Genomic DNA, 24510 nt, shown 5'->3' on the forward strand with positions numbered 1-24510 from the left:
GGACCTGAGATGGAATCCGGCAAAGCCTGCCGGAAAAGTACGGCTGATTAATCCTTCAAACCTTCAGGTATTACTCACGATCAAGCAGTTCATCCACAAGAGCCACAATGTCTCTGAGATGATAGCGCACGATACCACGCTTGTAAGCCGGGGAGGCCACCTTAGCCATTTGCCTGATCTTTTCCAGTTCAGCCCTGGCGGCCGCGCTGACGTCTGTCCGCTTCTTAGCGTCTTCTTCCATAATGTCCGCCAGTCGCTGTACATGTGCCCGTTGCAGGTTACGGCGGAAGGCGTCTACCTCTTTGTTTCCCGGTATTTCTGACCAAAGCCCCATTCTGAGGTCAGCCAGCATGTCCGTTAACAAATAGGCTGTCTCCGGTTCCATCGCTCCATTGTCTATCATGCGCTGAAGCCGGCTGTACCGGAGCAGGTTATTTAGTTGGCGTTCCTGCATCCCACGGATCCGGCTGAGCGTACCGTCGGGGCTAATGTTTCTAACAATATTATCCGGCAATAACCATTTTGGGGTGCTGAAGACGTGATTGTTGAGAAAGTCCATCGACTCCTTTTGGACTTCTTTAGTCGTGGGGGTATACACGAAGCCTGGCTCATCGGTGATTCTACGCTGTTCATAGACACCGCCAACGTTAGTTACTACGTGACCGGCAAAACGGGACCAAACGCCCAGTAATTCGCCGTAGAGTTCTTCCAGATCAGCATAGCCTTCTCCGGGAGTAGCGGTCCATTCCGCAAGTTTTGGAGCCACTCGCTTGAGGTTGGCCAGTGCGTAGGAACTTGCCTTAACCGGGTCATCTCCCACTGACTCCGTTTGAGAACTGGGGTCAAAACTGTTACGGGCGCCAAACAGATAAAACGGGTCGCCTTTTTTGTCTGCAATCCACTTATCCAGGGTTGCCTTCTCCGCAGCCGCCGAGCTTGCCCCGGGGATATAGCGGTACCCCCAGTTGATGGCATAAATATCGTAGGGGCCGAGCATACGGACCCAGCGAACACCTTCATCCCCTGGCTGCGCAACGTAGTTGTAGCGGGTATAATCCATGATGGTGGTTGCCAATCCCCATTTATTGGTAAAAGTGGCTGAACGCAGCGAATCCACCGGGTAAGCGTAGCTGGCCTTCATGTTGTGGGGCAAACCGAGTGCGTGCCCGATCTCATGCGAGATAACCCGGCGCATCATTTCCCCGATTTCCTCTTCGGGGGTATCCAGGGTTCTTGCTTTGGGGTTTGCGGCGCCCGTTTCCAGCAAATAGCGGTTACGGTAGCTCCGCAGATGGTTGTGGTACCAGATAATATCACTCTCGATGATTTCCCCTGACCTTGGGTCACTAACGCTGGGCCCTACCGCATTTCGGGTGGTACTTGCTACGTAACGGACGGTGCTGTAGCGGGCATCTTCCGGGCTCCAGTCGGGGTCTTCCTCCGGGCTGGGAGCCCGTTTTGCAATAATAGCGTTTTTGAATCCTGCAGCCTCAAAGGCTTCCTGCCAGTCTTCTACTCCCTGAATGAAGTAGGGCACGAACTTCTCCGGGGTTGCGGGATCAATGTAGTAGACGATGGGCTTTACGGGCTCCACCAGTTCACCACGCGCATAGGCAGCCTTATCCTTTGGCACCAGTTGCCAGCGACGAATGAAGGTCTTTTCATCTGACTTTAGCTTATCACTGCCGTAGTCTACCTGGCTAACGGTAAACCAACCCACACGAGGGTCATACATTCTTGGCTGCATAGGCTTCTCTGGCAATAGGTAAAATGACTGTGCCATCTGTAAGCTTAGAGTTCCTGTCCGGGAATTGCTCGGTGGCTGCCCTGCATTGAAAGTCATGTCATGCCGAACTTCAATGTTTTCCGGATAACTGGCCATCCGACTGATGAAGGTGCGCTTTTTATCCAGGTTTTTAACCTTGTAGGTCGTTCTGATTCTGGTTGACAGACCGCTTATTGCCGGTACGTCGGAGAGGAAAAAGTCGTTCACCTCCACCACTGCTGCCGTAGAGTCCGGATTAAAAGCTTCAATTTTAAAGGCCATCAGAAGTGGCGCGTAGTTATTGTTCTTGACGGAGATATAGATCGGAAGGCTATCCGCAGCAACGCTGTTGTACGATTCCGAGGTAAGATGAATCCGATCGTTGACCCGGGCAAAGCGCACCAGCTGCTCGTTCGTTTTAGAACCTGCGTTGACGTAACCTCCTCCTAATCCGGAAGGGATTTTAGCGATCCGACTCACCAGTAACATATCCCGCTCCAATGTTTCAAAGGGGATTTCAAAGTAGTACTTCTCCCCTACCCGATGGGTTTTGAAAAGCCCGTCGGTGGATACGGCTTCGGGCGTAATCAGTTCATCATAAGGTTTAAAGGGGGACTTTTTCTTTTCCTCGCTTTTCTCTTTTTCGGTAGTTGGCTTGGCGGGCTCCTGGCCAAAGCTCCATAAAGAACAAGTAAACAGCAGAAAAAACAGACAGGCAGTTCTCATTGGGTTGGGTTGTTTTAAAAAATGGGCGGCGTTCGAAAGATTATTAAAAGAAAATCCCGCGCGCGTGTGTATAACGGCGTAAAGCCTCCTTTGTTAATTCCCCGCCCAATCTGTTTGCATATATTTCATGAACACAATTCGGCAGGCTACGTTTGGAGGAGTAGCATTAGTAATTTTTAAAAACCCAAACCATGAAAAGCTTCTTTTTAACCTTGCTTGCACTTGCAAGCTTCTCACTCGTAGTGCCCAGCTACGCCCAGGCTCAGGACATGAGCGACAAAAACATCGTCGAAATTGCAGCTGCAAACGGTGACTTCAGCACACTGGTAGCAGCCGTAAAAGCTGCTGACCTGGCTACGACCCTAAGCGGAGAAGGACCGTTTACCGTGTTCGCCCCGACCAATGATGCATTTGCGGACCTGCCAGAAGGCCTGGTAGCCGCATTGCTGAAGCCCGAGAATAAGGCAACGCTGCAGAAAATCCTTACTTACCACGTTGTCTCAGGCAAACTCATGGCAGGAGATGTAGTGGAAGGCATTACAACCTCTGGCGGAAACCTGTCTGCCGCAACAGTCGCCGGCTCGAACTTTAACGTGATGACAATGGACGATGCCGTGAAGATCAAAGATGGTCAGGGTGCGGTGACCACCGTGACGGCAACGGACATTACGGGCTCCAACGGAGTTATTCACGTGATTGACCGCGTTCTCCTGCCAGCGGATGTAAACCCCGCAGCCTTGCTTAAGGAAAAAGGAACGGCCATGACCGAAAGCAGAGTCAAAAAGCCGACCAACCGAAGCCAGAATCTGGACAACAGTATTGCAAAAGTTGCCTCTGGTAATGACAACTTCGAAACACTGGTAACGGCACTTGGTGCTGCTGGATTTGTGGACATGTTTGATTCCCCCGGAGAATATACCGTCTTTGCTCCCACCGATGCGGCCTTTGACAAGCTGCCCGAAGGCACCGTTGGCACGCTCGTCAAGCCCGAAAACAAGGAAAAGCTGCAGGGAATTCTTGCTTACCACGTAGTGCCTGCACGAATTACGGCCACTCAACTCATGGCAGCAATTGAGAAGAGCAATGGCTATTACCTCTTTAATACGGTAGCCAATCAAACCCTGGTGGCCAGCATTAAAGATGGCAAAGTAAAGATCACGGATGGCAACGGAAATACTTCTACCGTTATCATGACTGACGTAGATGCTGACAACGGCATCATCCACGCTATTGATAGCGTTTTAATGCCGAAGTAAATCTGCCTTCCGCTGACAAGGCGTTCATAATGGGTGGCCACTCATCAGCTTTAGCAATTCATTGCTGAAGTTCTGGTGAGTGGCCACCTTTTTTCTTTAGCGCCATTCTTTATAGGCATTAATCAGACCATTCGTGCTGCTATCATGACTTTGCACCTGCGCACCGTCGCCCAATTCCGGAAGGATAGCTTTGGCCAGCTGTTTACCTAGCTCCACTCCCCACTGATCAAAGCTGTAAATGTTCCAGATAATACCCTGAACGAAAATTTTATGCTCGTACAGAGCAATGAGTTGCCCAAGAACGTAAGGCGTTATTTTCTTCACCAGAATGGAGTTGGTAGGCCGGTTACCATCAAAAACCTTAAAGGGTATCAGCTTCGCGATTTCATCCTCTGTTTTGCCCTCCTTTTTTAATTCTGCTGACACCTGAGTAGCGGTCTTACCGTTCATCAGGGCTTCCGTTTGGGCAAAAAAGTTGCTCAACAGGATTGCATGGTGGTCTCCCAAAGGGTTATGAGAAACTGCCGGAGCGATAAAATCACAGGGGATGAGACGCGTTCCCTGATGGATGAGTTGGTAGAAAGCATGCTGGCCGTTGGTGCCGGGCTCGCCCCAGATGATGGGGCCGGTTTCGTAGTCTACCGGATTGCCGTTACGGTCTACGCTCTTACCGTTGCTTTCCATATTTCCTTGCTGGAAATAAGCGGGAAATCGATGGAGGTATTGATCGTAAGGAAGGATAGCTTCCGTTTCCGCGCCAAAGAAATTAGTGTACCAGATGCCGATCAAAGCCAGCTTTACCGGCAGGTTATCTTCCGGGGCTGTCCGGTGGAAGTGCTCATCCATGTTGTACATCCCGTCCAGCAAGCCCGCAAAATTATCAAAGCCTACGGTAAGCGCGATGCTCATCCCGATGGCACTTGACAGACTGTAGCGACCACCTACCCAGTCCCAGAAACCGAAGATGTTCTCCCGGTCAATGCCAAATTCCATAACTCCGTCGGCGTTCGTACTCAGTGCCGCAAAGTGCCTGGCTACGTCCGCTTCGCTTCCTCCCTGCTCATAGAACCACTGTCTGGCACTACGGGCGTTGGTCATGGTTTCCTGAGTAGTAAAGGTTTTTGAGGCGACGAGAAAGAGCGTTGTTTCAGGGTCTACCTTTTTTAGGACTTCCGCTAAATGAGTCCCGTCAATATTACTAACGAAGTATACCTCACGGCCCTCAATCCAGTAGGGCTTCAGTGCCTCCGTTACCATGACGGGGCCAAGGTCAGAACCTCCAATGCCAATATTGACAACCTGCGTCAGCGGCTTGCCCGTATAGCCCAGGTGTTTTCCGGAATGAACCCGCTCACAAAAAGCTTTCATCCGATCCAGGGTCTGGCGAACTTCGGGCATCACATCTTCGCCATCCACCAGGATGCTGCCGTCACCACGATTGCGCAGCGCTACGTGAAGGACCGCCCGGTTCTCCGTACCATTAATGATTTCACCGGCAAACATCTTTTCAGTCGCCTCCTTAACGCCGCATTCTTCCGCCAACCGGAAAAGTAAATCCAGCGTAGATTGCGTAAGAATGTTTTTGGAGTAGTCCAGTAAAATGTCTTCGTAAGTCTGACTGAGATTTTCAAATCTTTTGGGGTCCTGAGCGAACAGATCTTTCATGTGCCGCCCCTCCATTTCGTGGGCGTGCATTTCGAGTTCCTTCCAGGCAAGCGTAGAGGTGGGGTCGATTTGAGGAAGCATAGTGGTTGATATTCTTGAATGTGTGGGTATAAAGTCCGATGATATCTGGTTTGCGGCAGGAGCACAAATATGGTTAGCAATCATGAATTAGGCGTACTGTACCTACCTTAAAGTGAAAGAAATAGAAAAACAAATTCATTTTTGATAAATATTTCCGTCTTATATTGGTGATTAATCGCACATATTCCATGACGAGCGAAACTTTAAGATTTGTTCCCTTTCCTTTGATATAAGTTTGCACTTGTACATTACCCTCAGGCACCCCGGTGTCTGGCGTTAATGATTAGCTGTCCTATTGTAAATCGTTTTTTATCCAGCGTATTTGAGGAGGAGCACTGCGACTAGCTCCTCCCTTTTTATCTTTGCTCACTGACCTCAGAAGGAAGTTTACTTTTTGTGAAATAATCATGGTTCCTCTCTGTTCTACTACTATCGAATTAACCTCAACTTCGAGACTTTGTCAGTAAGTGTAAATAAGCTAACCAAACTTTACGGAGAGCAACGGGCTCTGGACGAGATATCCTTTAAAGCGAATCCTGGAGGAATCCTTGGTTTTCTGGGGCCAAATGGCGCCGGGAAGACCACCACTATGAAAATTCTGACCTGTTACTTAAGCCAGACCTCCGGAAGTGCCACCGTTTGCGGACATGACGTGACGACGGATAGTCTGGCGGTAAGAAAGCTCGTAGGCTATCTCCCCGAACATAATCCTTTGTACAAGGACATGTACTTACGGGAGTATCTCGCCTTTGCTGCCGGGGCCAACCGGGTGGAGAATGCCAAATCCCGGATAAAGGAACTCATTGAGGTAACGGGGCTGGGCCGGGAGAGTCATAAACGGATCGGCGCACTATCCAAGGGATACCGCCAGCGGGTTGGCCTGGCGCAGGCGATGCTGCACGATCCTAAAGTGCTGATTCTCGATGAGCCCACCAGTGGGCTTGACCCTAATCAATTGGCGGAGATCCGCTCATTGATCAAAAAACTGGGTCAGGAGAAAACGGTGATTTTCAGTACGCACATTATGCAGGAAGTCCAGGCTCTTTGTGACCGGGTGATTATAATTGACCGGGGTAAACTCGTAGCAGATGACCCCATCGAAAAGCTGAAACGTCGTTTGAGTGGTGACCGCTCCTTACTGGTGGCCTTTGATAAGTTAGCCGATCCCCAAAAATTACGGTCTATTCCCGGTGTTGCCCGGGTAGAAACCAACCCCGAAGGGTTCAGTTATCGTCTTTATCTGGACGCCAAGGCTGACCCACGTGCTGAAGTTTTCCGCTTTGCCGTTCAAAACGAGCTCGTTTTGCTGGGTATGCAAGCGGAAGACCTTAGCGTGGAAGAAGTCTTCAGAGCGCTCACCAATTCGAACGCCGGCAGTAAGGCTACCGTCTGACGTACGAGTTGCTTTCCGCTTAATCAACTTACCCTTCGCTCTCCCCCCCCAATATGGTACGACTCTTACTCCTTTTCTTCTTTCTTTCGGGTGCCTTGCTGTCGGCTCAGGCTGACTCCGCCCGCTTTGACGCCAATTTCCGCTTCGCAGAGGGTATCTATTTCAGCCACGCCTCGCTGCTGGCGAATCAACCGGACCTGGGCTGGGAGGCCATCGACGGGGAAATGGTGCAGCTTCCCGAGGACTTTAAAGTTCAGATTGCGAATTATGGCTACAAGGATGTACGGATCAACCAGGGCATTATTCCCTACGCCATCAGCCTTGACGGCAAGCCCTACTTCTTCGTTCGTCATGACCAAAAGCGGCAATTTCATGAGTTCACCGGGCTAAGGGTTCATGGCTTACTGAGCACGTTGCAGTACGACACTACGATACAGACCCGTCAATTGATGAAAGCTTACAACCCGGCTAACGGCCAACCCTTTCGTCAGGCATGGGTAGAACGCGAGAAAACCCTGCGCCTCCATCGAATACTGCACCTGCGCTCCGGCGCCCGCCTGCCTTTCACCCAAGAGAATATCCTGAAGCTTTGTGCTGATGATAAAGACCTCACCGAGGCTCTGATGAAACAAGAAAAAACAGAAGAGTCTTTGCTTTTACGAGCGGTACGACTCTATGATGATCGCCATTTCCTAAATTTGCCCCTTCGGTAAATCCTTATTTCTAAGTTCCCTTTCATGCTCGCTATCTTCCGTAAGGAAATCAATGCCTTTTTCAGCAGCCTTATTGGTTACATTGTAATTGCCGTGTTTCTGCTGGTGATGGGCCTGTTCATGTTTGTCTTCCCCGATACGAGTTTGCTCAACTTTGGCTACGCCAGTCTGGGACCATTTTTCACCCTGGCGCCTAACGTTCTTACCTTCATCATTCCGGCCATCTGCATGCGGGCTTTTGCAGAAGAAAAACAAACTGGTGCCATTGAGCTGTTGGTTACCCGTCCGCTGCGGGACGTAGAAATCATTATGGGCAAATTCCTTGCCTGCCTGAGCCTGGTGCTCATTGCACTTTTGCCCACCCTTCTATACTATTACACTATTTACCAACTCGGTTCTCCGGTGGGCAACATCGATGCTGGCGGCACAATTGGCTCCTACCTGGGGCTGGTATTCCTGTCCATGGCATTCGTGGCCATCGGCCTGTTTGCCAGTTCACTGACCTCCAATCAAATCGTTAGTTTCCTCATCGCCCTGGCGCTCAGCTTCTGGTGCTACTTTGGTTTTGACCTGCTGGCCAGCCTTCCGGTCTTTTACCTAAATGGTGAAAGTTTCATTCAGTCTCTTGGCATGCAGCACCACTTCCGATCACTGGGTCGTGGGCTTATTGACAGCAGAGATGTCGTCTATTTCCTGAGCCTGTCCGCCTTTTTTCTGCTCTTAACGGTACTCAGCCTGGAACGACGGAAATGGTAATCAGCTTCTGCCCAAATGCCGAAAATTGCTGAGCACAATTCGCCAATCCTCCCCAACGGAGTAATCCCGGGCGTAGAGAAAATTAAGATGTTGCAGCGTTTCCGAATCCGTTATTCGGGATCCCGTCGCGGGGCTTACAACCCCCGCTTTTAAGCCAGGAAGATTAGAACGGGCCTCCTGCACGGCGTAGCTCACCCAATGTTTACTACCAAAAAGAACCCGGAAGATATTTATCAAAAAAGCCCCTTTGTGCTCCACTAACCAGACCAAAACGGGTGACAGGATAAGTAAAAGCAAGGAAAGCCCTCTGTCAAAAAGCCACTTTCCCCTTCGGTTGACGGGCTCATCGATGCGGAGGTTTACGTCAATGGTATACAGCACCCCACGTTGATCAGAGCGGTGGCTGCCAATTATGCTACTACTGGCTTCGGGGAGGATCCGATACTGACAGCCCGGGCCCAACTGGCTCATCCATCCCTGAATATTTTCGTTGCTAAGATCCGCGGAGCAGAAGATGATTTCTTCCGCCCGATAGAGCTCGATCAGGGCCGGCAGACGATCCGTACTACCGATCGCGTCGACGGTCTCCGGATCATCAACGGGAGCAATGCGACCGAGCAGATTGCGTTGCGCGCCCGCTCTTTGCAGCAAGCTCAGGGCGCGTTCCATTTCCGACTCACTGCCCACAATAACAAGACGAAGGTCGTTTTGGGCGCCGAAGCGCAGGTGCCGAAACCGGACTAGATAAGCAATGATTCGGAGGCCCAAAGTCCAGCCTGCTGCCCAGGCAGCTCCCAGTAAGAGCAGGGCCCTGCTGGGGCGAAACTCCTCTGGCAGCAGGCCGTACACAGCGAATAGAATGAGCGTCCCGGTCCCGAGGCTCCGGAGTAACCTCCCCGGTGCGTAGGGGTGGTCGTAGCCTCCACTTAGAAAAATACTCCCCACCCAAAGCAGAGTATAAGCCGGGAAATGGAGGTAATTAATGTTTTCCGAAAAGTAGGTGGGGTCACCAAAGTGATACTCCGCCCAGAGCACCTTTAGTATTCGCAGCCCAACGTATATGCCCGCAGCATCCAGCAGCGGAAATTTAAGCCTGCTCCAAAGGTTAGAAACGACGGTCAATAGTGCTCTGAAGTAAATGGCGAACTGCATCAGTGCCACCAGGAGCTTGCCCTGAGAGCCGGAAAAGTGTTTCCGGGCGAAGATGATCATGGCCTGATAAAATACCCGCACGTAATTCAGGCTTCCCCGTTTTGTGCTTTCCCCCTTGTAGTGAATGATACTTGTTTCCGGAAAGTAGTAATTCTTATACCCTCCTTTAATGAGGCGGTAAGAGAGATCGATGTCCTCCCCGTACATAAAGAAGTCTTCGTCTAGCAAACCAACTTCGTCCAGTGCTTTACGACGCATTAGCATAAAGGCGCCAGCAAGAATTTCCACCTCGTGTACCTCTTCTTCGCTGAGGTACCCCAGATGGTAATGATTGAATCGCCGTGAACGAGGGAAAAGAGTGGAAAGACCAAAGGCTTTAGAAAAGGCCACCCAGGGCGTTGGCAGTCCGCGTTTACTTTCCTTCAGAAATCGCCCCTGACCATCCATCATACGCACCCCAAGGCCGCCAGCATCCTCATGCGCTTCCATAAACTGCAGGCAACGGCTAAAGGTATCTTCTTTTACTACCGTATCCGGATTAAGGAGCAAAACATACTTACCCCTTGACTGCCTGATCGCCTGATTATTAGCGATGGAAAAGCCGGGATTTCCCTCATTAGCGATCAGCCGGACCCACGGAAAGCGCTCACGGACCATCTCTACCGAACTATCCGCAGAGTTATTATCCACGACCCACACCTCTGCTTCCACGCCGGCAATGGCACGCTCTACGCTTAGCAAGGCCTGCTCCAGGAAGTAGCGGACATTATAATTAACGATGATAACGGAAAGCTCCATTAAGAGCAAAGGTAGCTTGGTGTTTTGGTTCCTGGGTATTGAAGGCTGCATGAAAAAGCGGTCAGCGGTCAACATTCAGGCACAAGGGCGCTGAAGGTTGACCGCTGACCGCTAAAGCATTATGGATAAGCCTGACGGAAAAGCCATAGTGCGGTTAAAAGCCTGGCGGGCCATTAGCGCAACAACACAAAGTCTCCTTTGTAAACAATTACTTCTCCGTCAGAGAAGTGAACGGTTGCGGTATAGACCAGCACCTGCGGATTCATCGGCCGGCCATTGAGCATTCCGTCCCAGCCGAAGTCAGGGTCATTGGGCAGGAACCGGCTACCATCACCCGGAGTTGCAATCTGATCTGCAGTGCCTACCTGCCCTCCTGTATAGACAGCTTCTCCCCATCTGTCATAGATGAAGAAGTCTTCGATAAAGTCAATCTCATCCAGATCACCTCCGATGAAGTATATATCGTTGATGTTGTCTCCGTTCGGGCTAAAGGCCGTTGGGAAGTAGATCGGACGATCCTTACGGACCAGGAGCATTTCGCGGTCAGTCGCGGAACATCCAAGTTCATCTACCACGGTTACCGAGATCATCTGAGTCTCCGTAGCCGTAAACTCGATACCAGATAAACCTCCTTCGGTGGTTTTGATACTGTCAGGCTGCCAGAGTAAAGTGTCAATAGCGTTTCCACCATTAACTGAGGCAGTAATAAAGATCTCCTCACCGTAGCTGACTTCAGTACTATCCCCCGGGAAGCGAAGACGGATAGACAGTTCGTCGGGCTCCGTCATGTCAATCAGGATGTTACTGAAACAACCATTCGCATCCGTAATCATCAGATCGTATTCTGCAGGTTCCAAACCAGCAAAGAGTGTCGATTGACCACGTTCCTCTCCATTCAGGCTGAAGGTATAGGGCGCTCTGCCACCATTAACATTGGTAACAAGAATTGCACCATCATCTGCCTGGAAGCAGGTAATCTGGCTGAGTTCTACTTCCATTACGGGGGCCTCTGTTTCCGCCGTAACGATTACATCGTTGGTGGAACTACAACCGATAGCATTGGTAACTTCCAGTTGATATACACCTGGCTGGCCAACGTCAATCATGGGTTGATCCGGATCCATAATCGTAATGTTCGGGTCATCAGTCGTCCAGCGGTAGGTAAAGCCTTCGCCGGAGTCCGAGTTCGTTCCGTTAAGGCTAACCATTCCCATCGTACAGGTAATGAGTTGATCAGGGCCTGCGTCAGCCACCGGAGCTCCTAATAACAAGAGCCCCAGTTCGGTGGTAACCGTTGGGCAGGTCGTTCCGTCAATGGTATATGCGAAGCGGTAATCTCCTGGAGGTAAGCTACCCGCGTCGAAAATTCCGGTACTTAGATTCAGTCCGGAATTGGAGGGGTTGCCACCTGGCGCAAAGTCCCAAACACCGCCCGGATCCTGCCCGGCAATCAATGTGTTCAGGTTAATGGTTTCGCTGTTGCCCGCACAAAGCTGTAAGTCATCACCGACGGCATTACCGGCATTGGCGGGTGCGGATACTTCTACTACCAGGTCCATCCGATCAGTACAACCATTGCTCGTTACCACGAGCTGAACGTTATGCGGCCCGTCCTCAGCCCAGCTGACGGGGAAATTGCTCAGCGCTCCCGTTGCCGTAGCGGGACTGGCTCCGGGGAAAGACCAGCTATAATCAGCACCGGCAATTGTGGGACCGTCAAGAGAAACCAGGGTTTCACTTCCGGCACAAATGACATTGTCAGAGACACGGAAAGCCGCGGAAGGCAGATCGAATAAGCGGACCGTTATTTGGTCGAAAGAATTACAGTTTGCTTCGCCAGTGTAGCTAACCGTGAGCTGATAATCTCCAGCAGAAAGCCCCGTTGGATCAAAGGTGTACATACCATTGCCCATATCTACGACACCGGTTCCAGACCATTCAACAGGCCCCGTCGGAGTTCCCATGTCGAGAGCAGCTTCCAGAGTAATAGCTTGTTCGTCACCATCGAGGCACATGTCCTGGTCCTGGGTGATAGCCTGAATACTGCCTCCCGGGCAGGGAAGCGTTTCACAGATTACGGTTCCGGCAACGGAGTTTCCGCAGGGGCCGGAGTTTAGTGCAACTACGGAAATGCCCATGGTCGTTTCCGGGCTCAATCCGGTCACGGTATAGCCCACCGTATCAATGATGGCAACCGTTTCGTCACTAAGTGTAACCTGATACCCCATTGCCCCTGGCACTGCGTCCCAGAGGAAGGTAATGGATTCCAGTTCTTGTTGACCGCAGCTTACTACTGGCATTGCCAGCGGAGATTCGATAATAACCTCCCGCATTACGGGCAGGCTTTCACAGCCACTAATATTGCTTACTACCGTTGCGATGATGGTTTTTGTGCCTGGGGTATCCCATACGACGAGGTAACTATTGTCGTCAGGGTTATCATCTTCTTGCACAATGCCACCATCCCAATCGACCTGAATATCATCATCAGAGACAAAGTTCGTGCTACCAATGAGGATACTTACGGCACTACCGACACATTCCGGATTAGTTTCTGTGATGAATGCCGCCGGACGTTCAAACACCGTTAAATCAAAATCTCCGGAGAAGGTACATGGTCCTGCTTCAACATAGTTGACGGTAATTGAATGAGCTACTCCTGCTTCACTTCCTCCCGCAGCAGCGGCGTCGAAGGTGGTGCCGGTAACTCCGTTCCCCGAGAACTGATACATTGCCCCCGTCCCGCTGCCTCCGGTAACGAGAACTGTCGTGAGGTCAATGGTTTCATCACCATTGAGCAAGCAAACTTCGTCCACCAATCCAGAAAGGTCGATGGCCAGCGTAGGACACTCTTCTGCCATACAGCTTTCACTCTCTGACGCGGGGCTGTTTCCGCAAGCAGCGGTAGATACCGCTATCACGGTGATGGATACGGATTCTCCGGGCTCAAGCCCGGTAACGACATGCGAGCGTTCAGTTGCCGTAAGCATAGTGCCATCGCTCACGAGATAGCCCTCGGCTCCCGGAACTGCATCCCAGCCGAAGGTAACGGAGTTAAGATCAGCCCCGGTGCAGCTCACAACCGGTGCGGCTAACGGAGCTTCAACGGTTACCGTCAGTCTGCTGGTATCGCTTACACAGTCATTGGCCGTTACCACCAGGCTGATGGTGTATTCTCCCGCATCATCGTAGGAAAGGCTGTAGGATTCAAAATTGCCGTCAGGGCCTCCGGCAGCGGAGGCAAAGCCCCATCCGAATGTTGCTCCATCAGCAGCCGTGAGCCCTCCGGTATAGAGCGCTGTAAAAGATTCTCCTTCACAAACCGTAATGGTTGCCGTCTGCCCGTTAAGGGTAAAGTCACTCGTGGGGACTTCGTTAACCGTCCAGTCGAACGTTGCCGTGCCGGAACAAACCCCTTCGTTGTAGGTAACGGTGATGGTGTGAACACCTGCGCCAGCGGCATCCGGATTGAAGGAATAAACACCGGCGTTTTCCGTAACGCCATTCCCGGCGAAGACAAAAGCTCCGGTGCCGGCAGCTCCCGATTGAGTGGCGGCAAGAACGATATCATTAGTGGGGTCACCCAGACAGAAGGATTCAGCAGCAGGAGGAGTTACGGTAATCGTGGGGCAGCTACCCGCTACACAAGGTTGGGTTGCGGGCTCGCTATTGCCACAAACACCACTTCCCATGGCGATGACAGTGATGGTTACCACATCTCCCTGGCTCAGTCCACCAACAAATAGGTTGGTGCTGTCCTGGAAGAAAGGTGCGCCTCCGTCAACGGAAACCTGGAAACTATCGACTCCGGCTTCCATGGCCCAGGAAAACTCAACGCTCGTTGGGGAACTCACACCACAACCAATGGCGGGAGCCATAAGCGGGGCGATAACATCGATACTATCCGTGAAAATCTCACTTTCACACGTCATGGCGTTGGTAACAACAAGGCTGATGCCCTTGCGCCCGGGTGTTGACCAGGACACTTCACGCACGGTGTTGGACGGTGAGACTACCGTGGCGTCAGCCGCGGCGATGGTCCATTCATAGCTGTTTCCAGCCACCTCTGCACCTGCGTCCGCGCTCACTACTTCATCAATACAGACCGGTCCGGTGGGCAAACTAAAGGACGCAACGGGAACAGGGTCAATCACAATATCGATGAAGGCCGGAAAGGCGCAACCTCCTTCGTTAAAGGTTGCATCAATTCGGTATGAGCCGGCGGCCCGACCAGCGGTGTTAAACATTCCGGTTCCACCGTCAGCAAAAGTGACTGTCCCTGATCCATCGGATCCGGTGACCGTAGTGGCGAGTTGAATATCCACCTCTTCGCCCTCACAGACAGAAGCTACCGGATCAATGCTGAAGGTTATGTTCGGGCAACTCTGGGCCGTACAGGTTTCCGATGCGGCATCCGCATCCCCACAAGCATTCACGCCCAGGGCCGTTACTTCAATGGTTACAGACTCTCCCTCGGCCAGCCCGGTGGCCAGTAGACTATTATTGGTTTGCGTGATCATCGCTCCTGCGGGCTGATCAATAATCGTAACCGTAAAGTTGGTCGCCGTAGGGTGCGTCCAGGAAAAACCTACCTGATCAAAACTCACGTTGGCACAGTCAATGGTTACGGGAGGGATCGGTTCTGCTACAATAATGCTGTCCCGCAGAGTATCGATTTCGCAGAAAGGTCCGGTAATGAGCAGTTGAGCAAACTGCCTGCCAGTACCAGAGAAGCTTACGTCCAGTGGTCCTGGCCCGTTTACATCACCAGCGACCAGCGTAGCGTCAGCGGGTAAAATCCATTCAAAATTGACATTATCCAGGTTCCCTCCCGTAAAACTCACGGTAGCGGTACCATCCTGACAAATATCATCAGCGTCAATATCCACCGTTCCGAAAGGCGGATCCACGACAACCAGCTGGAAGGATACCGGATAGGTACAGGTACCTTCCGTATAAACAACGGTGATAATGTGTTCGCCCGCGCCTGCGGCGGCGGGGTCAAACTGGTTTTGCGTAGCGTCAACTCCCGGGCCAGACCACATTACCGTGCCTGCGGCAGGAACGTTAACGGTCAGATCTACCAGCATTTCAGTTCCATCGGAACAGAAGGTATCAACCGGGGTTGTAATAACCGGGACGATGTTGGCACAAGACTGAGCGACACAGACGATTGTATCAGAAACTACTGGTGAGCAACCTGCTGAATTTGCCGTAACGGCGATTTCTACAGCATCCCCTGCGTTGAGGTTACGGACGATGAAGCCCGTTGTCGTTCGTTCGATCACACCTCCGGCAGGCACATCAATTGGATCAACGGTATAGCTGTCCGCTCCGACGTCCGTCCAGCCGATGGCTACGGAATCGAGCCCGGTGCCTTCACAAGTCAGGGTTGGCCTTGCCGGTGGGCGGACCAGGGTAAAGGGAATGGTAAAGCTGTCTGAGCAGTTAACATTCCCCATGGTCGTTGCCGTCAGGGTAATTTGGTAGGTCCGGAACTCCGTAAACCTGATTTCGTAGAGTTGATTGGCGGGATCTTCCTGAAGGATCGTTGTGCCAGCCGGGTTATCGATACTAATGGCATAGCTGGTATTCGGGTCTGCGACATTTGCCATCGTAAAGTCTACGTCGGCTTGTGCGGCACAAATACTAGCCATTGGCGTACTTATTTCCGGATTGGCCGGAGTCACTACCGGAATATTCAGGATGGTATCAAACGGACAGGATCCGTCCGGAAGCGCAAAAGATGCCGTTACCGTATAGGTTCCCGCAGTAGTACCAGCGGCAAGAGCTGGAAGGCTGACAGCAGTAACGCCACCAGGGCCGGTGCTTACGTCCGTCAGGCTGAGATCAGTACTGTTCAGTAGCACATTACCAGTGAGAGAGGTGTTGATCGTAAAGTCGAAGGCCTGCCCGTCGGTAGTCAGACAAACCGGCTCAATGGCGGTGAATTGCCAGCCAGGGTTATCGCAGGACTGCGTCGAACAAGTTGTTGACTGCTCGGGGCCGGCGCAAGTCACGCCATTGTTAACGGCAATGGGAACGACCCGAATGGTTACATTAGTCCCGGGGGTAATACCGGTTGCTGTGTAGCTCAAATCAGTGTAAGTCGTAGAAATAGTTGTCTCAGGGTTTACTCCCTCCGTCAGGTATACTTCAAAGCGGTCCTGGCCCACATCATTCCAGGAAAAGGTAATCTCGGAAGGAGAATCAGAGACACAGGTACCGAAGTTGACGCTCACCAATGCCGGCAGAATGGTAACATCCGCAAAATTGGAGAAAGCTGTACAGCCATTGGCGTCGGTGACTTCCACATAAATGGCCTCCGTGGTAGTCGAGTTCACGTCTACCGTGAGTGTAGAGGAGGTTACAACATTGTCCGGCCCCCAAAGATAAGTATAGGGTTCAGTGCCTCCGGAAACCGTTGTCATTAGCGTAACCATGCCATCAGCACAAATGGTAGGAGCATCAGGACTAATGGACACCTCTGGCCCTTCAAGCACCCGGAAAGGTTCGGCGACCGTAGCGGAACACATTGAGGGATTGGTAACCACTACTTCCATAGTATAAGGCCCTGGCGGGTAACCAAGGTTTTCAGCAGCGGTAAGCGTATAGGTAGTTCCCGTCCCATCACCGTTGTTCCAGTCAAAGGTCCATCCTGAAGGAAAAAAGGAACCGTCCGCCTGTCGTATCGAAAATTCAATATCTTCTCCTTCGCAGACTTCTCCGTTAGGGTTCATAATAATCATGCCGGTAATCTCGTCGGCAACGAAGACGTCTACCGTACGGGTAACGGAACAGTTGGCATCAGAGATGTTGACGGAGTAAGTCTGAATACCGCCAGGACCACCGGCAGTCGTGGTGATGGTGGCGCTGTTACTCCCGATAATATTTCCGTCGGGGTCATACCACTCGAAGTCTGTCCCTCCGTCGGTAACTTCCATTTCCAGGTCATCCCCAAAACAGAGGTTATCGTTTACTGCATTGGCCTGTGGATCAAATACTAAGTACTCCACCTCTACATCGGTTGGATCACTATCACAACCGTCGACGGTGATAGTCAGCGTATAGGTTCCTTCTACCGCAGGGTCAGCAGTGAAGGCACTTGCTCCGTTTGCGGTAAAACCACCGGGGCCTGTCCAGTTATAATCAATAACGGTCCCCGGTGTAGTCGTTGATCCGATAAGCTCGATAGCTCCGCCGTCGGGGCAGACATCGGAGTGTTCAGCGGTTACGTCTACGGGGTCACCGGGGTCGATGGTACCGGTAGTTACCTGTGGGCAGCCGGAGATAATTCCGATGGCCTCAATCGTATAGTCTCCCGGAGGCAGATCTCTTGTTTGAACCGGAGAAGGGCAGCCATTACAAACGAATACCGCCGTTGACGTTTCGTCACGAACCGTGAAATTGTACAGCAGCCCCGGGGTCAGGCCTCCGTTCGCCTGAATGTCAAAGAAACCGTTTTCGGCACCGGGGCAATCCTCGGCTGTAGGCATTGCGATAGGCTCTAAATCGTCACAGACGATAACACTAGCAATAGTTTCAAACGTTGGCGTACCACACACTTGTTGGTTCCAGGAACCAGAGAAAGCATCACTGAGAACCTGAACACTTACGGTCAAGTCTTCTCCGGTGAAGGTGTTAGAGCCTGGCGGACAATCTTTAACATCGACAGTAAAACACCAGGTGAGCGGAGCGGGGATGGCCGTACATCCTGCACCACCATCACCATAATTATTGCCTGGCCCAGTATTCGACGCATCAGTACAATCTCCTTGACCAGCCGTAGTTTCATAAGCAAACCCTCGGTCGAACGAATCGCCAGAAAAACACCCCGTCCAACCAGCGGGGTACCAGCCCCAACTACCGGAACCACTACAGCTACCAGGTATAACAGTAGGTGTAATGGTGGTTAAATCCCAACCAGGTCCTAAAGTAGGCACCATAGCATGAATCCATTCTACTGAGCCAGCGTCGTTACCTGACCATTCGTAAAGGGTGAAACAAATTTCAGCCGTCGAACCACAAGCATAAGTAGCTGAAGCATTTCTAGGGTTTATGGTTACTTCACCATTATCATCACGTGCGCAAGCGGAACAGTTACTGGAGCTTTCCACCTCAATGTCAAAGGTTCCCTGGTCCGCTAAGTCACCAGGAGCACCAGCCACTAAAATGAAGACTCTTTGACCGGGCTGAGCGATTATACGCATAGTCGCTGTTCGCCCTTCACCACAAGCCCTGAACTGAATGTTATTACAATCGTCCCCTACAAATCCGAAAATTTGCAAACTATTCATGTCGTTAGTCGTAACCGTTATGTCATTGATCGCACCACTGGCTTGAAACCGGAAGTAAACGTCCGGAGAAGCATCATTCGTACAGTTCGGACTGCTGGGAAAAGGTGCAGTAGGTCCAGCATCTATGTTTGTCCCTGAAATGGAAGAAGAAAAGGAGACTCCATCATCTGCCGGACAGGTTTGTAATCTGGCAAAAGGCGGCATCGCTACCGCCAACTCACAAATATCATTCGCCGGAGCTTGTGCGAACAAGGTCAAAGGAAGGATAGCCAATAAAAATGCAAACGTTAAGTAGGTAGAAAACTTCATTCATTTAGCCGGTGGAGGGACGTCAAACACCAATACATACTCTACCACAGGTTCCGTTGTGACGTTGTAGGGCAGTGTAAATTAGGTGAAGATTTTCAACGAACTTTGTTGATAGCTTAAGCCAATCGAAAAGGTTGGTAAAAAGGTGGTTAGGACCTGAGTTGAATAGTAAGCAAAGGGATAAGTCACGAGTAAAATAAAAACGGGCGAAGTAGAACTTAACCCGACAAATCGTCCGCAAAATACGCCAATCATTTACATTTAGCCAACCAAAACTTAATATGAAGCAAACAAACGTCAATTCTGCCTTACCTCTACGGCTCTTTTTAACAGCTATTTTTTTCTTCATCCTCTTATTATTTGCCGGTAGTGGTCTGTCCGCCGCAATTATCAGTTTACTCGGCTTTTCTCCTTATTCAACCCTGGATTTACCCGAAAGGCAATGGTTTCGACTGGCTTTATTAGGGAATAACCTGCTAACTTTTTCTGTATCCGCCCTGCTATCCTTTTGGTGGGTTTATCGCAAAAGGTGGGCAAGTGCCGCGGGCTTTACGCTGAAGGCTAATGACAAGTCCGTTCCTTTCGGGGTTTCTGTTTTTTTACTGTCGCTTCCTTTAGTAGCCTGGCTGGCCTGGATCAACTTACAGGCACCACTCCCCGATTGGGCGGTTCGCAGTGAGGAGCAAACCAATCAGTTCTTGCACAGTATTCTCACCATGGAAAGTGTTCCGGAGCTATTTCTTGCTCTACTGACTGCAGCGGTTACTCCTGCGATAGGGGAAGAATTGTTACTGCGTGGTTTGCTGCAACGCCGGGTATTAGCCCCACTGCTTGGCAATCATCACCTGGCCATTTGGCTAGCGGCTTTTGCCTTTAGTTTTATGCATTTTGAATTTGCGGGCTTTCTGCCACGGCTGCTTCTGGGCGCAACTCTGGGCTATGCTTACCATTGGTCTCGTTCCATCTGGGTCCCCATTGTTTTACACTTTCTGTTCAATGGTATGCAGGTTATGGTCGCCTATTTCAGCGGAGGTTTCACCCCGGACACGGAGATGGAGATCGTGCCGCCATGGTGGCTGGCGCTGGCCAGCCTGGTCGCCATTCTGTACATTGGCTGGAAAGCAGAACAACTGTATGGAAGAGCTGAAGCCAGGCAGGAGACCGCATAAGGGGCGGCGCTACCGCAGGTGCAATGAAAGCTTAAAAAGCAGTGAAGCCCCCCCGAGCAGAGCCTCTTTCCATCGGTGCCCGAAACGTTAAAGTTGGGCCAGCAGCAAACGGTTAAAGACTTTCCTTCGTCTTTTAACTGACCCTTAACTGACACTTGCGTGGCAATTCCATGACATTCGTCTTACTTTTAGGGTAAATATCATCGGTATGAGATCACTTCTTCCCCTTTTAGCCCTTACACTTTCTCTTTTCACCCTCACGGGATGTTTGGAAGAAAAGGTTACAACTGAGACTCCTGCAGGCAATGGATTCAGCTCACCCCAGGAAATGTCCTTTAACGGACAGGAATTCGGCAAGCTCAATGAAACGCTTAACATTGCGCAAACCATTCAAATCCCTTCAACCTCCGTTCCGGACCACATCGGCCGCAGGTCGGGTATTAATCACATTACCCAAAGTGCTTCGGATACCCGTAAGGCTTTGTTAGGCCGGGTGCTCTTTTACGATACCCAGCTTTCCGCTACCGGAGAAACCAGCTGTGCTACCTGTCACGAACAAGACAAGGCCTTCGCCGATGGCAAGGCATTTTCTGATGGCATTAATGGTGCCGTTACCAAGCGCAACTCCATCGCCCTGGGTTCAGTGCCTACTTTCGCCCCCTCAATCAGTGGTTATGGGCGCTCCGGGGACAGCGAGAGTGTTGCAGTTGAAGGCCGGGTCAAGTTCTTCTGGGACGAACGGGCTGCTACCGTGAAAGAACAAAGCGAAGCCACCATCCAGGATGAAATTGAAATGGGCCGTGAACTGCACGAACTCTCGGCAGACCTCCGTAATCAGGAGATGTACAAGATCCTGACGATGAAAGCCTTCGGCACGACGGACCTTACCCCCGACCGGATCACCCTGGCGCTGGAGAAGTTTACCAGTTCTATCTCTTCCATGAATACCCGCTTTGATGAATTAGTAGATGCGGAGAACAGCCACCGCGTTGAATCTTCGGGTTTATTCTCTGAACTGGAAATTGAAGGCCGGGAACTGTTTAACGCCAATTGTGCCTCCTGTCACAGTTCTAACCTAACGGAACCCATTTTCCCCGTAGCCAACAACGGGCTTGATATGAACTACGAAGACAAAGGCGTTGGTTCCATCAGCGGCGAAGTGTGGCAAAATGGACTGTTCAAAGTCCCCTTCCTACGCAATGTTGCCCTTACCGGACCATACATGCACGACGGCCGCTTCGAAACCCTTCGGGAAGTTATTGATCACTACAGCGAAGGCATTCAGGATCACCGTAACCTGCACCCTCTGCTACGAGGCACCAATAACCGCGCCATCCGTATGAACTTTACCGAAGCCCAAAAGGATGCGCTGGTGGCTTTCCTGGAGATGACAACAGACAATGAGGTGCTACAGGCAGAACGATTCTCCAATCCTTTCAGAGAATAAATTCCTCTGAGAAAACCAAAAACAAGAAACATGAGTCATCCCTAATTTTCGGATTAGATGACGGTGTTTTCTGGCAAAAAATAGGATTTTTAGCGATCAGCGGACAGCATTCAGGCAAAACGGCTCTGAATGCTGTCCGCTGATCGCTTTTTTATACCGACCGAACCAGGTTCCATCCGAGAAAACACAGAAAAGGCTGCCCAAACTCCGGGATGAGCCATGTTTTTCTTTTAAACGGGTTCATTTGAAAGTTTGTGGAGGAGGGCCGAAGTGAAGGCATCCTGACGTTTTGAGCAAAAAACAGAAATTGAGGAGTAAAATTTGTTGGGTTAAACCTACTTTGGCCCCTCGGAAGCCAGCGGGTTTCCTTCATCAGGAAAATTGCACTAAGCTCCATCAATGGCTACCACCCAAAGGATTAATCTCTGGTCTTCTCCGCGAAACATCAGCACTGCTTTGATGTACAGTCTGGCCAACCACCCCGATATCCGGGTGGTAGATGAACCGCTTTATGCCCATTACCTTATCCATCAGCGAACGGAGGCCAAACATCCCGGCAAAGAAGAAATACTAGCCAGCCAGCCAAATGACGGAACGGAGGTAGTCAGATCAATGCTGACGGCAGATTTCGAAAAACCGATCGTCATATTCAAACAGATGACCCATCATCTCATTGAGCTTGACCGGGCTTTTATCGGAGAGATGCACAATGTATTACTCATCAGAAACCCACGGGCGATTCTTGCCTCCTTCAGCAAGGTTGTTGATGAAGTAACTGCGGAGGACATCGGACTCCCCCAGCAATACGAGCTCTTCCAGTCCCTTCGGGCAAGCGGGCGGGGGGTTGCTGTTCTCGACGCCCGGAAACTGCTAGAGGACCCCAGAGGCGTATTGAGTCGCTTATGCGCTAACCTGGGGATACAGTTCAACGAATCTATGTTGAGCTGGCCCGCAGGGGCCAGAGTGGAAGATGGTGTGTGGGCCAAATACTGGTACGCCAATGTCCATAAAAGCACCGGCTTCCAGCCCTTCGTACCAAAAGAATATTCATTAACGCCCGCACTGGAAACCATCGCCCGGAGCTGCGAACCACTTTATCAAGAAATGTTGGCGCAAGCCTTCTAAATGTACAATCACTATGCTTCAGCAATTTAACCCTGACAATAAGGACCTGCTCATCTACATTGACGGAGAAATGATTCATCGGGATAAAGCCGGAATCAGTGTTTTTGACAGTGCCGTTCAGGGTGGAGATGCAGTCTGGGAAGGAATTCGGGTATATAAAGGCCGGGTATTCTCTTTGGAGGCTCACCTGGATCGGTTATTTGACTCCGCTCATGCGATGCTCTTTGCCGGCGTGCCGAGCAGAGAAGAAGTTCGCCAGGCCATCTTCACCACACTGAAGGCTAATAAGATGACAGACGGTGTACACATCAGGTTGACTCTCAGCCGGGGCAGGAAGATAACATCTGGTATGGACCCCCGCCTGAACCAGCAGGGCTGCACCCTGATAGTGGTTGCGGAGCACAAACCTCCCGTTTATCCGGAAACCATCACCCTGGCCACCAGCTCTACCCGGCGTAACAGCCCGATGAGTATTGACAGCAAAATCCATCACAATAATCTGATCAATAATATTCTGGCAAAGATCGAAGCCAATAACGCCGGCGCTGATGCAGGTCTGATGCTCGATAAAGACGGGTATATCTCGGAAGCCAATGGCGTCAATGTTTTCTCTATTCGCCGGGGCGTCGTCTACACTCCCCATGCAGACTATTGCCTGCCGGGCATTACCCGGCAGACCATCCTGGATATTTGCAAAGACAATGATATTCCCTGCCAGGAAAAGCGCTTATCACTTACCGAGTTTTACACCGCTGATGAGGTGTTCACAACCGGTACAATGGGAGAACTCACCAAAGTGGCCAGTATTGATGGGCGGGACATTGTCAACAAATCCGAAGGCTCCGTACTTGACCGGCTGAAGCAACTCTTCCGGGAGTTAACGGCTACAAAGGGGACGCCCATTGCCTGAAAAAACTTCCTTTGCACCTGCGTGCTGCGCCCACTGCTTTTTCTACCAGTAGTAGGAATAACCAACGTAGGGCAGCGGCGGTGGAAAGAAGTTGTCTTCATCAAAGAAGACCGTGAAAATACCAAAGTGCCAGCGATGTTTCTTCGCCCCTAAGCTGGCGTTGATGGATGGGAAAAGGCTCAATTCGCTGAACTCGTCATTGAGCGTCATCAGCATCTCCGAATACACATGCCAGCGCGGGCTGATCCGCCCGCCAATACCAAACCGGTGGCCCCAGATAGGGGACCCGGGGTCGTCATTGTTGAAGAGAATACCCGTACCGAAATTAGCAAACCGACGATCGTTTCCAACGGTCAGCATCGCCGAAACATCACCAAGAACCACCGGTCCGTTATTTGGAAAACGTTCAATCAGGGGAAGGAACAGTATTTGACTACTAACTCCCAGGTGGAGATCCGGAGTTATGCTAAAACGATATTTCTGTGTGGTCATTATCCCTAATGGTCCCGCCAATCCGACTCCCAGGCGAAGGTTTTTATTTAGGTTCCACTCGGCTACCGAGTATAAGAGATTAATTACCCGTATTTGCCCCTTTGAATGATGGGGAAGTGCCGTGCGTTCATAGGTAAGATCCGAAAAGCCGGGTACCCCTCTGGTGTCCCGATACGGGCGGCTTTCAACACTGTTGAAGACCCCTAAGAATCGTAACTCCCTGAGAGGAATGGCTGTCGGTTCATTAGTTCCTCTCACCAGAAAATAAATGGAGTCCTTCTCTACCTCCACGGCAGTGCCCAGAAGCTTGGTATAATCCAGTAATATGAGTTGATGTAATTGACTACTGTCTCCCATATTCACTTTGTAATGAATTCTGGACTTGAAGGACTGAGCAGAAAGGCCTACACTAAAAGCTAATAAGGCGAACAAAACGATATGGCGCATGAAAACGGG

General features: G+C 51.0%; 13 protein-coding genes. 8 read left to right on the top strand and 5 right to left on the bottom strand.

What is annotated here, in order from left to right; all coding sequences use genetic code 11:
• Positions 1–70: 70 nt before the first annotated feature.
• Positions 71–2491 carry a zinc-dependent metalloprotease gene (locus BM123_RS00490; RefSeq protein WP_090164846.1) on the bottom strand — a complete coding sequence of 807 codons (2421 nt, stop codon included), beginning with the start codon at positions 2489–2491 and terminating at the stop codon, positions 71–73.
• Positions 2492–2682: 191 nt separating this feature from the next.
• On the opposite strand from BM123_RS00490, the gene BM123_RS00495 reads away from it, so the two are divergent.
• Complete coding sequence (locus tag BM123_RS00495) at positions 2683–3747, top strand: fasciclin domain-containing protein (RefSeq protein WP_090164847.1); 1065 nt, start codon at positions 2683–2685, stop codon at positions 3745–3747.
• A 96-nt stretch (positions 3748–3843) separates the two neighbouring features.
• Here BM123_RS00495 and pgi read toward each other — a convergent pair whose 3' ends face one another.
• Positions 3844–5493 (bottom strand): glucose-6-phosphate isomerase, encoded by a 1650-nt coding sequence (gene pgi / locus BM123_RS00500; RefSeq protein ID WP_090164848.1) that lies wholly within the window; start codon positions 5491–5493, stop codon positions 3844–3846.
• Positions 5494–5950: 457 nt separating this feature from the next.
• Here pgi and gldA point away from each other — a divergent pair, with 457 nt between their 5' ends.
• Genes gldA through gldF form a run of 3 tightly spaced genes read left to right on the top strand, consistent with a single transcriptional unit; the run spans position 5951 to position 8355 of the window.
• Positions 5951–6886, top strand: a complete 936-nt coding sequence (gldA, locus tag BM123_RS00505) for a gliding motility-associated ABC transporter ATP-binding subunit GldA (protein WP_090164849.1) — start codon at positions 5951–5953, stop codon at positions 6884–6886.
• A gap of 53 nt (positions 6887–6939) precedes the next feature.
• Entirely contained in the window at positions 6940–7599 is a 660-nt protein-coding gene (locus tag BM123_RS00510; RefSeq protein ID WP_090164850.1) for a hypothetical protein, read from the top strand.
• Between the two features lie 24 nt (positions 7600–7623).
• Positions 7624–8355: a gliding motility-associated ABC transporter permease subunit GldF gene (gene gldF, locus BM123_RS00515; protein WP_090164851.1), complete on the top strand. Its 732-nt coding sequence runs from the start codon at positions 7624–7626 to the stop codon at positions 8353–8355.
• Here gldF and BM123_RS00520 read toward each other — a convergent pair whose 3' ends face one another.
• Positions 8356–10305, bottom strand: a complete 1950-nt coding sequence (locus tag BM123_RS00520) for a glycosyltransferase family 2 protein (RefSeq protein ID WP_090164852.1) — start codon at positions 10303–10305, stop codon at positions 8356–8358.
• Between the two features lie 173 nt (positions 10306–10478).
• On the bottom strand, positions 10479–18854 hold the full coding sequence (locus BM123_RS00525) for a gliding motility-associated C-terminal domain-containing protein (RefSeq protein ID WP_175489202.1): 8376 nt from the start codon (positions 18852–18854) through the stop codon (positions 10479–10481).
• Positions 18855–19192: 338 nt separating this feature from the next.
• On the opposite strand from BM123_RS00525, the gene BM123_RS00530 reads away from it, so the two are divergent.
• The 4 genes from BM123_RS00530 (at position 19193) to BM123_RS00550 (ending at position 23562) form a co-directional block, all read left to right on the top strand.
• Positions 19193–20080: a CPBP family intramembrane glutamic endopeptidase gene (locus BM123_RS00530; protein WP_090164854.1), complete on the top strand. Its 888-nt coding sequence runs from the start codon at positions 19193–19195 to the stop codon at positions 20078–20080.
• Positions 20081–20288: 208 nt separating this feature from the next.
• On the top strand, positions 20289–21527 hold the full coding sequence (locus tag BM123_RS00535) for a cytochrome-c peroxidase (RefSeq protein ID WP_090164855.1): 1239 nt from the start codon (positions 20289–20291) through the stop codon (positions 21525–21527).
• Positions 21528–21926: 399 nt separating this feature from the next.
• The gene (locus BM123_RS00545; RefSeq protein ID WP_245748366.1) at positions 21927–22652 is read left to right on the top strand and encodes a sulfotransferase-like domain-containing protein; all 726 of its coding nucleotides are present in this window, start codon (positions 21927–21929) and stop codon (positions 22650–22652) included.
• A 13-nt stretch (positions 22653–22665) separates the two neighbouring features.
• On the top strand, positions 22666–23562 hold the full coding sequence (locus BM123_RS00550; RefSeq protein ID WP_090164857.1) for an aminotransferase class IV: 897 nt from the start codon (positions 22666–22668) through the stop codon (positions 23560–23562).
• Between the two features lie 42 nt (positions 23563–23604).
• Here the strand turns inward: BM123_RS00550 and BM123_RS00555 are convergent, their stop codons facing one another.
• Positions 23605–24501 carry a hypothetical protein gene (locus BM123_RS00555; RefSeq protein ID WP_139211705.1) on the bottom strand — a complete coding sequence of 299 codons (897 nt, stop codon included), beginning with the start codon at positions 24499–24501 and terminating at the stop codon, positions 23605–23607.
• Positions 24502–24510: the final 9 nt, after the last annotated feature.

Source organism: Neolewinella agarilytica (assembly GCF_900110645.1).
GTDB classification, from domain to species: Bacteria; Bacteroidota; Bacteroidia; order Chitinophagales; family Saprospiraceae; genus Neolewinella; species Neolewinella agarilytica.

Coding starts and splice junctions, on each gene's coding strand:
- BM123_RS00490 (WP_090164846.1), bottom strand. CDS start 2,491: ATGAGAACTGCCTGTCTGTTTTTTCTGCTGTTTACTTGTTCTTTATGG.
- BM123_RS00495 (WP_090164847.1), top strand. CDS start 2,683: ATGAAAAGCTTCTTTTTAACCTTGCTTGCACTTGCAAGCTTCTCACTC.
- pgi (WP_090164848.1), bottom strand. CDS start 5,493: ATGCTTCCTCAAATCGACCCCACCTCTACGCTTGCCTGGAAGGAACTC.
- BM123_RS00510 (WP_090164850.1), top strand. CDS start 6,940: ATGGTACGACTCTTACTCCTTTTCTTCTTTCTTTCGGGTGCCTTGCTG.
- gldF (WP_090164851.1), top strand. CDS start 7,624: ATGCTCGCTATCTTCCGTAAGGAAATCAATGCCTTTTTCAGCAGCCTT.
- BM123_RS00520 (WP_090164852.1), bottom strand. CDS start 10,305: ATGGAGCTTTCCGTTATCATCGTTAATTATAATGTCCGCTACTTCCTG.
- BM123_RS00530 (WP_090164854.1), top strand. CDS start 19,193: ATGAAGCAAACAAACGTCAATTCTGCCTTACCTCTACGGCTCTTTTTA.
- BM123_RS00535 (WP_090164855.1), top strand. CDS start 20,289: ATGAGATCACTTCTTCCCCTTTTAGCCCTTACACTTTCTCTTTTCACC.
- BM123_RS00545 (WP_245748366.1), top strand. CDS start 21,927: ATGGCTACCACCCAAAGGATTAATCTCTGGTCTTCTCCGCGAAACATC.
- BM123_RS00550 (WP_090164857.1), top strand. CDS start 22,666: ATGCTTCAGCAATTTAACCCTGACAATAAGGACCTGCTCATCTACATT.
- BM123_RS00555 (WP_139211705.1), bottom strand. CDS start 24,501: ATGCGCCATATCGTTTTGTTCGCCTTATTAGCTTTTAGTGTAGGCCTT.